Raw genomic sequence first — 14,812 nt, forward strand, 5'->3', positions numbered from 1 at the left:
GCGCCAGCGAGCTGCGGATTTACACCCGGTAACGAGTTTTTTATCCGCAACGCCAGCGCGCCGACGAGAGGCCGATCAGAGCCCTTCCAGTTCCGCCATCAAGTCCGCCAGACGGTCGAATTTCTGCTCGTCAACCTGCGCTCCGCCAAGGCTTTGCAGATGCTCGGCCAACGCCTGAACGGTGTTGAATTCGAACATCGCCCGCAATGGCACGTTGCGCTGCAACAGCTTCTGCGCACGGGTGACGACCTGGGTAGCGAGCAGCGAGTGTCCTCCCAACTCGAAGAAGTTGTCGGTAATGCCCACCCGCTCGACCTTGAGCACATCGGCCCAGATGGTCGCCAGTTGCTGCTCCATCTCGGTCTGCGGCGCGAGGTATTCCTGCTGCGCCTGACTGACGTCCGGCGCAGGCAAGGCCTTGCGGTCAAGCTTGCCGTTCGGCGTCAGCGGCATGGCCTCCAGAATCACCAGATGCGCAGGTACCATGTAGTCCGGCAGGCTGGCTTTGAGATGGTTTTTCAGCTCGTCTCGTAGCGCATCGGGATCCTGCGTGGCAGCGCTTGGCACCAGATAGGCCGCCAGCACTTTGCCCAGCGGACCGTCGACGTCCAGTACCACCGTGTCGCGGATCGCCGAATGCTCCAGCAAGCGGGTTTCGATTTCGCCCAGCTCGATACGATAACCGCGAATCTTCACTTGGTGATCGACCCTGCCGACGTACTCCAGCACGCCGTCCTTGCGCCGCCGCGCCAAGTCACCGGTGCGGTATAGACGCTCGCCCGGTGCACCGAACGGATGCGGCACGAACACCGGCACGCTGCGCGAGGGATCAGCGACGTAACCACGGCCGACTCCGGCCCCGGCCACGCACAGCTCACCCACTGCGCCCAGCGGCACGAGGTCCAGCGCTTCGTCGAGCAGGTACAGGCGGTTGTTGTCGGTCGGCGAACCGATCGGCAGATAAGCGCTGCGTGTGGACGCTGCATCAACGCGGAAGAACGCCACGTCGTCGGAACACTCAGCCGGGCCATAGGCATTTACCAGCCCAATCTGCGGGTAGCGTTGCAGCCACTGGCTGGCCAGCTCGGGCGGCATGGCTTCGCCGGTAGGCAGCATCCAGCGCAGGCTGTCGAGCGTTGCCTGCTGCTCGGCGAGCAGGCCGGTTATCAGCGACGGCACGCTTTCCAGCACGCTGATGCGCTGGGCCTGCACATGCGCCAACAAGGCCTGCGGGTCGCGGGCGATGTCGTTCGGCACAATGTCCACCCGCGCGCCAAACAGCGGCGCAGCGAGGAACTGCCAGACCGAGATGTCGAAACTCTGCGAAGCGGTCTGGGCGATGACATCTCTTTCGCTCAGGCTCAGGTACGGCACCTTGCTCAACTGGTTGTTGAGCATGCCGCGCTGCTCGACCATCACGCCCTTCGGCAGCCCGGTGGAGCCGGAGGTGAAAATCACGTAAGCGAGGTTTTCCGGTGCGCTGTAGCGGCCGGGGTTGTGCTGCGCTGATTCGCGCTGCTGCACAGTTTCCCAGATCAGCAACTGCGGACGAGCGGACTCGGGCAGCGCTTCAAGTAGCGCCCTGCCCTGTTCCAGACATTGCGCGCTGCACACCAGCAGCGGCGTGCCGCTCTGGCCGATGATGCCGCTCAGTCGCGAATCGGGCAGCGCCGGGTCCAGCGGCAGGTAACCGCCACCGGCCTTGAAGCTGCCGATGATCATGCCCGGCAGTTCAACGCCACGCTCGGCGAGCAAGGCAACCGGCTGATCGAAACTGACACCGGCCTCGATCAGGGCATGGCCCAGACGGTTGCTGGCAATATTCAGCTCGGCATAACTGAGCTGGCGATCCAGGCAACTGACCGCAATGCGCTGCGGATGTGCTTCGACCTGCGCTTCGAACAGTTCGACGTAGCTTTTATCCAGCGGGTACGCGTGCTCGCTCTGGTTGCAGCCCTCGATCAGGAACGTGCGCTCCTGCTCGCTGACCAGTGCCAGTTCGCTCATGTCGCCGTGGAAGCCCTCGATCAGCGCCAGCAGCAGACGCTTGAACTCGCCGAGCATGTTCTGCACGGTGGACTCATCGAAATAACGCTGGTCGTAAGACAGATGCAGGCCCAGATCATCGCCCGGATAGCAGACGGCCGTCAGCGGATAGTTGGTGTGGGTGCGGCCGGAATCCGACGTGGCGTTGAGGCTTTGCGCACGGTCGAGCACCGAGACTTCCACCGGCGCATTCTCGAACACGAACAGGCTGTCGAACAGCGGCTGGCCTTTGGGCAGTTCGCTGTTTTCCTGAATGGTCACCAGCGGCAGGTATTCGTACTCGCGCAGTTGCATGTTGCTGTCCAGCAACTGGCTCAGCCACTGGCGCACGCTGCAACGCTGATCGTCGCCGGGCATGCCGACGCGCAGCGCGATGGTGTTGATGAACAGCCCAACGGTGCGCTGCATTTGCGGCAGTTCCACCGGACGACCGGCCACCGTGACGCCGAACACCACGTCGCGATCACCGCTCATACGCCGCAGGGTCAATGCCCACGCTGCCTGGGCGAAGGTGTTGACGGTCAGTTGATGCTGCTGCGCCAGCTCGCGCAGTCGTGCGCCGTCGCGTTCATCGAGACGGGTGTAGCAATCGCCCACGACCATGCCGCCGCTGTCGCCCGCATGTTCACGCAGGAACGGCCGGTCGCTGGGGATCGGCGTCGGCCGTTCGAAGCCGCGCAGGTTGTCTTGCCACCAGTCACGCGCCTGCGCCAGGCCACGGCGCTGCAGCCAGCCGATGTAGTCGCGATAACGCGGGGCAGGCGTCAGTTGTGCTTCACGACCTTCGCCCAGCGCAGTGTAGATATCGAAGAAGTCGTTCATCAGCAGCGAACGGCACCAGGCATCGATGAGGATGTGGTGGTTGCTCATCATGAACCAGTAGCGCGCTTCATCGACGCGAATCAGGCGCAGGTGGAACGGCGGCTGATCGAGCAGGTTGAAACCGGCCTCGCGCTCGGACTTGAGCAAGGCCTGCAAACGCGGCTCCTGCTGGTCCTCCGGTACGTCACGCCAGTCCAGATAATCAATCGGCGTGCTACCCGGCTTGTGGATGACCTGCAGCATGGTTTCGCCGATGTCCCAGCAGAACGAGGCGCGCAGCGCTTCATGACGGGCGATCACCGCCTGCCAGGCCTGGGCAAAACGCTCTGGGTCGAGCGCGCTGTTGATGCGATAGCGGTCCTGCATGTAATACAGGCCGGTGCCCGGTTCCAGCAGGGTGTGCAGCAGCATGCCCTCCTGCATTGGTGTCAGCGGGTAGACGTCCTCGATGTGCGTCGCAGCGACCGGCAGTGCGTCGAGTTGCGCCTGATCCAGATCGGCCAGCGGGAAGTCCGAAGGCGTCAGGCCACCGCTGCCATCGCTCAGGCAATGGGCAATCAGCGCCTGCAACCGGGCCAGGTAATCCTGCGCCAGCGCTTCGATGGCGGCGGGTTGATAACGCTCGGCACTGAAAGTCCAGCGCAGCAGCAGTTCGCCGCCATACACCTGGCTGTCGATGCTCAGCTCGTTGGGCAGCGGCGCATGCGGATCGTGGGCCGCGCCCGCTGACTCTTCCAGCGGACGGAACAACGCATCGCTGGCGAAGCTCTGGTCGAACTGACCGAGGTAGTTGAAGGTGATCGGTGCCACCGGCAGCGCCTGCATGGCGGCTTTGCTGGCACTGTCGGCCAGATAGCGCAGCACGCCATAGCCCAGGCCTTTGTGCGGCACCTGACGCAGCTGCTCCTTGATCGCCTTGATCGACTCCCCCGGCGCTGCATCGCCAGCCACTGCTGGCGTGAGGCGCAGCGGATAAGCGCTGGTGAACCAGCCGACCGTGCGGGTCAGGTCGATGTCGTCAAACAGGGTTTCGCGGCCGTGCCCTTCCAGCTGGACCAGCGTCGATGGTTGCCCGCTCCAGCGGCAGACCACTTGCGCCAACGCCGTCAGCAGCAGGTCGTTGACCTGAGTGCGGTATGCGCTGGGTGCCTGTTGCAGCAGTTGTCGGGTACGTTCGGCATCCAGCCGCACGCTGACGGTTTGCGCATGACGATTCTGCTGGCCGCCCTGCGGGTTGTGGCACGGCAACTGCGCCACTGGACCGCCAAGCTGACGCTGCCACACGTGCAGCTCTTCACGTAACGATTCGTTACCCGCGTAGGCCTGCAAACGTGCGGCCCAGTCACGGAACGCACTGGTCTTGGCGGCAAAGCGCACTGGCGTTGCTTCGCTCAACTGTCGATAGGCAGTTTGCAAATCGTCGAGCAGCACCCGCCACGAAACGCCATCGACCACCAGGTGGTGAATGACCATCAGCAGACGTTGCTGACCCTGCGGACCATCGACCAGCAAGGCGCGCAACAGCGGGCCGTTTTGCAGGTCGAGGCTGCGCTGGGTGTCGGCGTACAGCGCGGCACATTCGGCCATGTCGGCGACCTGCGCCTGTATTAACAGGGTTTCGGCGGTGACGGCGCGGTGCTCGGCCTGCCATTTGCCGTTTTGCCCGGTGAAGCTCAGGCGCAGTGCGTCATGCTGTTCGAGCAGCGCCCGCAGTGCCTGCTCCAGCAGACGCGGGTCGAGTGCATTGATCGGTTCCAGCACCAGCGACTGGTTCCAGTGCTGACGCTCGGGGATCGGCGTGTCGAAGAACCAGTGCTGGATCGGCGTCAGCACGGATGCGCCTTGCAGTAGGCCCTGTTCGGCCTGAATCAGTTCGCTGGCGGTCGCCACGGCGGCCAGGGTCTGCACGGTCTGGTGCTGGAACAGATCACGCGGGCTGAAATGAATACCCACCTGACGCGCCCGGCTGACCACCTGAATCGACAGGATCGAATCGCCGCCCAGTTCGAAGAAGTTGTCGTTGAGGCCGACTTTCTCCACATTCAGCACCGCACACCAGATCGCTGCCAGCTGTTGCTCCAGTTCACTGGCCGGGGCTACGTAATGCTGACGATTGAGTTCCGGGTCCGGTGCAGGCAATGCGCGTCGGTCGAGCTTGCCGTTGGCGGTCAGCGGCATGCTGTCGAGCAGGATCAGGTGAGTTGGCACCATGTAATCCGGCAGTTGCGCCTTGAGGTGCGACTTGAGCGATTCACGCAATTGCGCCTGCTGCTCGTCGCCCTGCCCGGCCACATCACTGACCAGATAACCCGCCAGTTGCTTGCCCGACGGCGTGTCCAACGCCAGCACCACGGCTTCGCGGATGGCCTCGTGTTCCAGCAAACGGGTTTCGATTTCCCCCAGTTCGATACGGAAGCCACGAATCTTCACCTGATGGTCGATACGCCCCAGATATTCCACCAGCCCATCGGCGCGCTGGCGCACCAGGTCGCCGGTTCGATACAGACGCCCGCCGTTGCTGGCAAACGGGTCGGCCACGAAGCGCTCGGCGCTCATGCCGGGGCGCTGATGGTAGCCCTGCGCCAGACCGGCACCGCCGATATACAGTTCGCCGCTCGCGCCCTGTGGCACCAGGGCCAGATCGGCGTCGAGAATATAGGCAACCCGCGCCCCGACCACACGACCGATCGGTACGCTGGCTTCGCCCTCTTCCAATTGCTGCGGGGCCAGGCTGGCCAACGGCATGACCACGGTTTCGGTCGGGCCATAGGCGTTGAACAACAGTTCCGGCTGGAAGACTGCGCGAATACGCTGCAAGTGTTCACCGGTCAGCGCTTCACCGCCGGTGATGCACATGCGCACCGGCAAGGTCTGGCCTTGAGTGGCCAGCCACTGCGCCAACTGGCTGCCATAGCTGGGGGTGAAGCCGAGAATATTGACCTGCTGCTGGCGAATCAGCGTGCAGATTTCTTCGGCGTCCCACTGGCCTTGGGCGCGCAATACCACGCGCGCACCGCTGAGCAGTGGCACCAGCAGGCGCTCAGTGGCGGCATCGAAGTTGATCGAATAGAAATGCAGTTCGCAGTCATCGGGCTGCATGTCGAAGCGACGAATCACCGCCTGACAATGCATGGCGATTTCACCGTGGGACACCACCACCCCCTTGGGCTTGCCGGTAGAGCCGGAGGTGTAAATCAGGTACGCCTGATGCTGCGGCAGGCTGATAAACGGCAGTTCATCGGTTGAGAAAGACGCCAGCAGCGGCTGATCGTCTTCCAGGCACCAGCGGGCCACACCGGCAGGCAGCTCGCCCAGCGCGGCAAACAGCGCACGGTCGCTCAACAGCAGGCCGACGCCGCTGTCTTCGATCATGTAGTGCAGGCGTTCCAACGGATATTCCGGGTCCAGTGGCACGTAGGCACCACCGGCCTTGAGGATCGCCAGCAGGCCGACGACCATGTCCAGCGAGCGCGGCAGCGCCAGGCCGACGCGAACCTGCGGGCCGACGCCGCGCTGGCGCAGCATTCCGGCCAGTTGGTTGGCGCGGGCGTCCAGCTCGGCGTAGCTCAGGGTTTCCCCGGCAAAGGTCAACGCAGGCGCATCTGCGCGCAGCCGGGCCTGCTCGGCGAACAGGCTGTGAATGCACTGATCAAGCCGTTGTTCGCCGGCTTCGACGCCCAGGCTGTCGAGCAGTTGCTGACGTTCGGCGTCCTGCAACAGCGGCAGTTCACTCAGGCGCTGTTGCGGGTCGGCGAGCAGTGCTTGTAGCAGGTTCAGCCAGTGCCCGGCCATCTGCGCGATGCGCGGCTCGTCGAACAGATCGGTGCTGTAGGTCAGGCAGCAACCCAAGCGGTGATCCAGCTCAGTGACCTCCAGGTTGAGGTCGAATTTGGTGGCACGCGCATCGTTGACCAGATAGTCAACGGTCATGCCCGCCAGCTCGCGACTTTGCTGGAATTCCCAGCGCTGCACGTTGCACATCACCTGGAACAGCGGGTTGTAGGCCGCGCTGCGTGGCGGTTGCAGGGCTTCGACCAGATGATCGAACGGCAGGTCCTGATGCGACTGGCCTTCAATGACGGTGTGACGAACCTGTTCGAACAGCTGCGCAACGCTCATTTGCCCGTCAAGCTGCACGCGCAGCACCTGGGTGTTGAGGAACGCGCCGATCAGCCCTTCGCTTTCCGGACGGATGCGGTTGGCCACCGGCGCACCGATGCGCAGGTCATTCTGGCCGCTGTAACGGTAGAGCAGCACCGCCAGTGTGGCGGTCATGGTCATGAACAGGGTCAAGCCATTGCGGGCGTTGAACGCGCGGACTTTGGCGGCCAGTTCGGGATTCAGGTCGAAACGGTACAGTTCGCCCTGGTGACTTTGTACCGCTGGGCGTGGCCGGTCAGCGGGCAGTTCCAGCAGCGGATGCTCGTTACCCAACTGCGCGGTCCAGTAATCCAGCTGGCGCTGGCGCTCGCCCGCCTCCATCCACTGACGCTGCCAGACACTGTAATCCAGATATTGCACCGCCAGCGGTTCCAGCGGCGACGGCTTGCCTTGCAGAAATGCTTCGTAGAGCAGGCCCAGTTCGCGAGCGAAAATGTCCATCGCCCAGCCTTCGGTGACGATGTGGTGCAGGGTCAGAACGAAGTAATGCTCAAGATCAGCCGCCTTGACCAGACAGGCACGCAGCAGCGGACCGGTCTCCAGATCAAAAGGCTGATGCGCCTCGCTGTCGGCCAGTGCCTGAAGGCGCTGCTGACGAAGCTCGGCAGGCAGGGCCGAGTAATCCTGCCATTGCACGCGCAGGCCGGTCTGTTCGCTGACCTTCTGGCAGGCTACGCCGTTGACGCTCGGGAAGGTGGTGCGCAGGGTTTCGTGGCGCAGGATCAAGGCTTGCAGCGCGGCTTCGAAACGTTCGATATCGAGCACGCCGTTCAGGCGTGCCATGCCGCCGACGTTGTACGCCGGGCTGTCCGGTTCCATCTGCCAGAGGAACCACATACGCTGTTGGGAATAAGACAGCGGCACCGCTTGACTGCGGTCGACACGGGCGATCGGTTGCAGGCTGCTGCGCTCGCCCGACAGCTGAATGGTTTGAACCTGTTCGACAAACGCGCCCAGCTCGCTGGCTTCGAACAGCGCACGCAACGGCAAATCGATATCGCAGACCTGACGCACCCGGGAAATGATCTGCGTGGCCAGCAACGAGTGCCCGCCCAGCTCGAAAAAGTCGTCGCGCAGGCCGACGCGCGGCACGCCCAGCACCTGGCGCCAGACAGCGGCGATCTGCTTTTGCAGGTCGGTTTGCGGCTCGACATGCTCGCGAGTCTGCCATTGAGGCTCGGGCAAGGCGCGTCGATCCAGCTTGCCACTCGGGCTCAGCGGCATGCTGTCGAGGCGCACCAGCTGCGCCGGGACCATGTAATCCGGCAGTTCCAGAGCCAGCGCCGATTTGATGCGCTCGGCCTGAACATCCTGCCCGGCTTCGGCAGTGTAGTAACCGATCAGTTGCGGGCCGGCGGCGGTTTCGCGCACCAGCACGGCAGCATGACCAACACCCGGCTGGGCCAGCAGACGGGCTTCGATCTCCTGCGGTTCGACGCGAAAGCCACGCAGTTTGACCTGCTGATCCAGACGCCCAAGGTATTCCAGCGCACCGTCAGCGGCCCAGCGCACCAGGTCGCCGGTGCGGTACAAGCGCTCACCCGGCTGGCCCAGCGGATCGGCGATAAAGCGCTCGGCGGTCAGGCCCGGACGATTCAGGTAGCCACGCGCCAAGCCGATGCCACCGATGCACAGTTCCCCGGCAACCCCACGCGGCAGCAGGTTGAGCTCGCTGTCCAGCACCCGGCACAGCACGTTACCCAGCGGACGACCAATCGGTGAACGCAGGCCGTCGCTAACCTGACATTGCCAATGGGTGACGTTGATCGCAGTTTCGGTCGGGCCATAACGGTTGTGCAGTTGTACGCCCGGCAGATGCTCCAGCACCCGGTTGCGCAGTTCGCTCGGCAACGCTTCGCCGCCAGAGAACAGGCGACGCAGGCTGGTGCATTGCTGCGCCAGCGGCTCGTTGACAAACAGCTGTAACAGGGGCGGCACAAAGTGCAGCGTGGTCACATTGTGCTCGTTGACCAATTGCGCGATGCGATGCGGGTCGCGGTGTTCGCCGGGGCCTGCCAGCAGCAGTCGGCAACCGGTAATCAGCGGCCAGAAGCATTCCCAGACCGACACGTCAAAGCTGATCGGCGCCTTCTGCATCAGCACGTCGCTTTCATCCAGCCCATAAGTGTCCTGCATCCATTGCAGGCGCTCGGCCAGTGCCGCGTGGGTGTTGCCGACGCCTTTGGGCTGACCGGTGGAGCCGGAGGTGTAAATCACGTAGGCCAGGTTGTCGCCGTGCAGGTGCAGGCCCGGCGCGCTGACCGGCCAGTTGTCCAGGTGCAGCATGTCCATCGCAACCGTGCAGACCCCGTCTGCGCTCGGCAGGTCGCCGAGCAGATGGCTCTGGGTCAACAGCAGCTCGACGCCGCTGTCTTGCAGCATGTAGGCCAGTCGTTCAATCGGGTAATCCGGGTCCAGCGGCACGTAGGCGCCCCCGGCCTTGAGGATTGCCAACAGACCGATCAACAGTTGCGGCGAACGCTCGGCGGCGATTGCCACCTTGACGTCCGGGCCGACGCCCTTGTCGCGCAGGTAATGCGCCAGACGGTTGGCCTGGGCATGCAGGCTGGCGAAATCGAGGCTGCCGCCCTCCCACACCAGCGCGATGCGTTCCGGGGTTTGCAGCGCCTGACGCTCCAGCATTTCAGGCAGCCAGATGTGTGCAGGCGTGCAGGCGGCAGCGCTCCACTGCGCCTGTTCGGCCAGCTCGTCAGCGCCAAGTAATTGCACGTCGCCCAGCGCAACCTGCGCCTGCTGACTGACCTGGGTCAGCAACTGAACGTAGTGCCGCGCCAGACGCACGATGGTGTCGCACTCGAACAGCTCGTCGGCGTAATCGAAGGACAGGTTGAGGCGACCGTTACGGTCTTCCTCGCTGTGCAGTTGCAGGTCGAACTTGGCCTCGCGGCTGTGCCACGGCAGTTCTTCGGCGAGCAGCCCCGGCAGACGACGCAGTGCGCCGAGGTCGCGTTGCTGGTGGTTGAACATGACTTGAAACAGCCCGCGTTCACGGGCCTGCGGAAACGCTTCGACCAGTTGTTCGAACGGCACGTCCTGATGCGCCTGAGCGTCCAGCGCGGCCTGGCGGGTCTGGGCCAGCAGTGTGGAAAACGGCAGGCGCGGATCGAGTTGCGCACGCAGCACCAGGGTGTTGATGAAGAAGCCGATCAGGCCCTGGGTTTCATGACGAGGACGGTTGGCACCGGGCACGCCGATGCGAATGTCGGTCTGCCCGCTGTAGCGATGCAACAAGGCCTGGAAGCCCGCCAGCAAGAGCATGAACGACGTTGATTGCCAGGCTTGCGCGGTGTTGCGTACGGCGGCGCTCAGCTCGGCACTCAGGCGCAGGCTGTAACGCGAAGCGCTGTGCTGCTGATGTGCCGAGCGCGGACGATCAGTGCTCAATTCCAGGGTTGGCTGCTCATCGCCCAGTTGCTGCTTCCAGTAGTCGAGCTGGCGCTCGGCCTCGCCGTTTGCCAGCCATTCGCGCTGCCATTGGCCATAGTCGGCGTAACGCAGTGGCAGAGGTGCCAGTTCCAGTGGCTGCCCCTGAACAGCCGACGCATAGAGCCGCGAGAATTCGTCGATCAGCACATTCAGCGACCAGCCATCGGCAATGATGTGGTGCAGCGTGACCAGCAACTGATGCTCTTCCTCGTCCAGTCGCAGCAGCGTAACGCGCAGCAACGGGCCGTTTTGCAGATCGAATGGCAGACGCGCCTGCTCTTCGCGGATCGCCAGCGCACGCGTCTGGCGTTCGTCGCTCGGCAGGTCGCTGATATCCAGAGTGTCGAAATGGAACTCACCGGGCGCGTCGATGCGCTGCAGGGCGACACCGTCATGCTCATAGAAGCGCGTGCGCAGCGATTCATGGCGCTCGATCAGGCGCTGGAAGCTGGTACGCAACGCCGTGGTGTCCAGTTCGCCACGCAGGTACAGACCACCGGGAATGTTGTAGGCGCTGCTTTGCGGGTCAAGTTGCCAAAGGAACCACAGGCGGTTCTGTGCCAGCGATTGTGGCAGATGCTCGTTGCCCGGCAGGCGGACGATAGCGTTCTGCGTCTGGCTGTCGCCTTGCGATGCGGCGATTTGAAGCGCTTCGATCTGCGCCGCAAAGGCGGCCAGCGTCGGCGCTTCGAACAGCAGGCGCAGGTTCAGGTCGATGCCCAGTGTTTCACGCAACCTTGCCACCACTTGGGTGGCGACGATGGAGTTGCCGCCCAGCAGAAAGAAATGATCGTCGGCGCTGACCTGCTCACACTGCAAATGCTCGCACCAGACGCTGGCGATCTGCGCTTGCAGGTCCGATCCTGTGCTCAGGGTCCGGTTTTGAAGCGTCGTATCGTTCGCGGGAAACACCGCGTAGCTGTCCAGGCTGCCATCGGCCAGACGCGTGCGGCAGGCCGAGCGCTGCAACTTGCCGCTGGAGGTTTTGGGCAGAGCGCCCGGATTGAGCAGCACCACAACGCTCGGCGCCTCCTGAAACGCCTCGGCAACGGCTTGGCGAATGATCTTGATCAGCGCCTCGGCGGACAGTATTTTCTGCACGCTGCGGCTCACTTCGGCAGCGATCCCAATGCCTTCGCTACCGTCCTGATTGACCGCAAATGCCGCAATACGGCCTTTGCGCACCACATCGACCTCGCGCTCGACGACTTTCTCGATGTCCTGCGGGTACAGGTTGTGGCCACGGACGATCAGCATGTCTTTCAAACGACCGGTGATGTACAACTCGCCATGCCGCTGAAAGCCCAGGTCGCCGGTACGCAGCCAGGTCTGGCCGTCATGCTGGACGAACGCCTTGGCGGTGGCTTCAGGGTTGCGCCAGTAACCGTGGGCGATGCTCGGCCCACTGGCCCACACTTCGCCGATACGGTTTTCGTCCAGTATTTGCAGTGTGGCGGGGTCGGCAATCAATACGCCATGCCCCGGCTGGCCGGTGCCGCAACTCATGACCGGCTGACCGTCGCCCAACTCTGCCACATTGCGCGCCAGCGCCTGCGCGTTCAAACGCAGCGAAGGAATGCCTTTGCCGCGTTTGCCACCCGCTACATACAGCGTGGCTTCGGCCAGCCCATAGGAGGCCATGAAGCTGTCAGGCGTGAAGCCGCAACTGGCGAATTTATCGGCAAACACATTCAGGCTGTCTTCGCGGATAGGCTCGGAGCCGGAATACGCCACGCGCCAGCGACTCAGGTCGAGCCGCTCCAGCGCCGAATCACTGACCCGCGCGCTGCACAGCTGGTAGGCAAAGTCGGGCCCGCCGCTGATGGTGCCGCCGTATTCGCTGATAGCTTCCAGCCAGCGCAATGGCCGCGTGAGGAAGTAAGCGGGGGCCATAAGGATGCACGGAACGCCACTGAAAATCGGCTGCAACAAGCCGCCGATCAGGCCCATGTCGTGGTACAGCGGCAGCCAGCTGACGATCACGTCGTCCGGATTGACGTCGATGCCAAAGCCATGACGAATCAACAGTTCGTTGGCAACCAGGTTGCCATGGCTGACCTGCACGCCCTTGGGCAAGGCGGTCGAGCCCGAGGTGTATTGCAGGAACGCGATGTCGTCGGCCTGCAATTGTGGCCCCTGCCAATTGTCGGCAGACGCACTGTTCAGCGTATCGACGCAGAGCAGTTGCGGGGCATCGGCAGCAGCCAGCTCATCCATCTGCAGCAAGGCGGGCTGCAGGTCGGAACCGGTCAGTACCAGCCGTGGCTCGGCATCGGCGATGATCGACAGCAGCCGTTCCTGATGATGACGACGATTGGATTCCGGCGGGTAAGCCGGCACCGCAATGACCCCGGCGTACAGGCAGCCGAAAAACGCAGCGACATAGTCCGGCCCACTGTGAAACAGCAGAATTGCCCGATCACCCGGCACGGCTTGACGTTGCAGCGCAGCAGCGATGGTCCGCGCGCGCAGGTCCAGGTCACGGTAGGTCAACACCAGCCCCTGGTCTTTCTCGTCGGTGAGGAAACGCAGCGCCAGCCGATCCGGCGTGTGCAAGGCGCGACGCTGAAGAGCCTGGGCCAGAGTGTCGGGGAGTTCAAACGCATCCATGATGGAGTTCCTGCTAGATTCGGCGTGCCAGATAAGATCTGAATTTCAAAAAAAGACACGCGCCCTGCAGAGAGGCCGCGCGCGAGGCAAACAGGGTCAACCGGCGGCCCGGTTCATTTGCCGTGAGGTGCTGTTGCGCCAGCGGGCCAGGTGCTGTTCGCAATAGCGCCGCAGCAGACGGAGCAGCTGTGTTTGCTCGTCGACCAGATAAAAGTGATGGCCCTCGAACATGTCCAAAGAGAATCCGGTGCGGGTCTCTTCCTGCCAGTCGAGCAGTTCCTCGACGCTGATGCTGTCCTGCTTGCCGCCAAATACATGGATCGGCACGCTGAGTGGCTCGCGCACGCCATACACAAAGCTGCCGCAGAGCAGAAAATCGGCGCGCAGGATCGGCAGCATCAACTGCATGAGCTCCTGATTGGCGATGACGTTTTCGCTGGTGCCCTTGAGCGTGCGCAGCCGGTCGATCAGTTGAGCATCGGTCTTGGCGGCGACGTATTCGCTGACATCGCGGCGCACCGGACCGGCAGTCGCTGATGCGAACAGCGCCAGCGGTGCGGGCAGACCGCGCTCGCGCAAGGCGTGCGCCAGCTCAAAGGCCAGCAGCCCGCCCAGACTGTGGCCAAACAACGCATAGGGCTTGTCCAGCTCGGCGCTGATTTCGTCGGCCAGACGGTTGGCCAGTTGCACGATATCGGTCTGTAACGCCTCTTCCATACGCATACCGCGGCCGGGAAGCTCCAGAGGCCGTACGTTCAGCCACTCCGGCAATTTGCGCCGCCAGGGGCTGTAGAACATCGCACTGGCACCGGAAAAAGGCAGGCAGAACAGCGTCAGGCTCACGGACGTACTCATATCTGAACCGTCCGTCTGTTGGCGCGGATGTGAAAGCGGCGTTGCGCGTGATCGAAGCGCATGGGGTTCTCCTGAGGTATTCTCTGGCCGCAACCGTGGTCGGGCCTGTCACCAATGAGAACGGATGGCGTCTGCAAATAATTAGTGGAGATGCGCGTCGCGAGAGCGCGCCTGACGAGGCCGCACTGTTAAAGTGCGCTGATTGGCTTTCGCATTTGACAATAATTATCATTAAGGCTAATTTGTTGCCCCATGTGACGGCGCTGCACCTCCTGCGGCCCTCCCCCTCAATTGTTCAAGCAGCAAGGTGAATTCCATGACGGAACACGTAATCACAAGTAAGTGCGACTCACCATTACTCCAGGCATTCGTCGACAACTACTTGCTGCTGGTCAAAATCGCGGCGCGCATCGTGGGTTGCCGGTCCCGGGCCGAGGACGTAGTGCAGGACGCCTTTTTCAGACTGCGCTCGGCACCTCAAGCCACGCTGACTTTCAAGGCCCAGCTCAGTTACCTGTTTCAGATCGTGCGCAATCTGGCCATCGATCATTACCGCAAGCAGGCGCTGGAACAGAAATACACCGGCCCCGAGGCCGAGGGGCTGAATGTGGTCATTCAGGGTGCATCGCCGGAAACCTCGCACATCAACTTCTCCAGCCTGGAGAAAATTGCCGACGCCCTGACCGAACTGCCGCCCCGCACGCGCTACGCGTTCGAGATGTACCGTCTGCACGGCGTGCCACAAAAGGACATCGCCAAGGAACTGGGTGTGTCGCCGACGCTGGTCAACTTCATGATCCGCGATGCGCTTGTTCATTGCCGCAAGGTCAACGGTGCCAACGCTGAAGCGTGATAATTCAGAAAGACAAAA

3 protein-coding genes are annotated in these 14,812 nt (G+C 63.0%); 1 reads left to right on the top strand and 2 read right to left on the bottom strand.

Annotated elements, in window-relative coordinates; translation table 11 throughout:
- Nucleotides 1-75: 75 nt before the first annotated feature.
- Both RYB66_RS03305 and RYB66_RS03310 read right to left on the bottom strand, forming a co-directional pair.
- A complete protein-coding gene (locus RYB66_RS03305; RefSeq protein ID WP_316893797.1) occupies nucleotides 76-13,086 on the bottom strand; it encodes a non-ribosomal peptide synthetase in 13,011 nt (4,336 codons plus the stop codon).
- 96 nt (nucleotides 13,087-13,182) lie between these two features.
- Nucleotides 13,183-13,941 carry a thioesterase II family protein gene (locus RYB66_RS03310; RefSeq protein ID WP_316893799.1) on the bottom strand — a complete coding sequence of 253 codons (759 nt, stop codon included), beginning with the start codon at nucleotides 13,939-13,941 and terminating at the stop codon, nucleotides 13,183-13,185.
- Nucleotides 13,942-14,257: 316 nt separating this feature from the next.
- Between RYB66_RS03310 and RYB66_RS03315 the strand changes: the two genes are divergently transcribed.
- Nucleotides 14,258-14,794: an RNA polymerase factor sigma-70 gene (locus tag RYB66_RS03315; RefSeq protein ID WP_002552913.1), complete on the top strand. Its 537-nt coding sequence runs from the start codon at nucleotides 14,258-14,260 to the stop codon at nucleotides 14,792-14,794.
- Nucleotides 14,795-14,812: the final 18 nt, after the last annotated feature.

The organism is Pseudomonas syringae group sp. 243L2 (assembly GCF_032587875.1).
Taxonomy (GTDB): Bacteria; Pseudomonadota; Gammaproteobacteria; order Pseudomonadales; family Pseudomonadaceae; genus Aquipseudomonas; species Aquipseudomonas amygdali.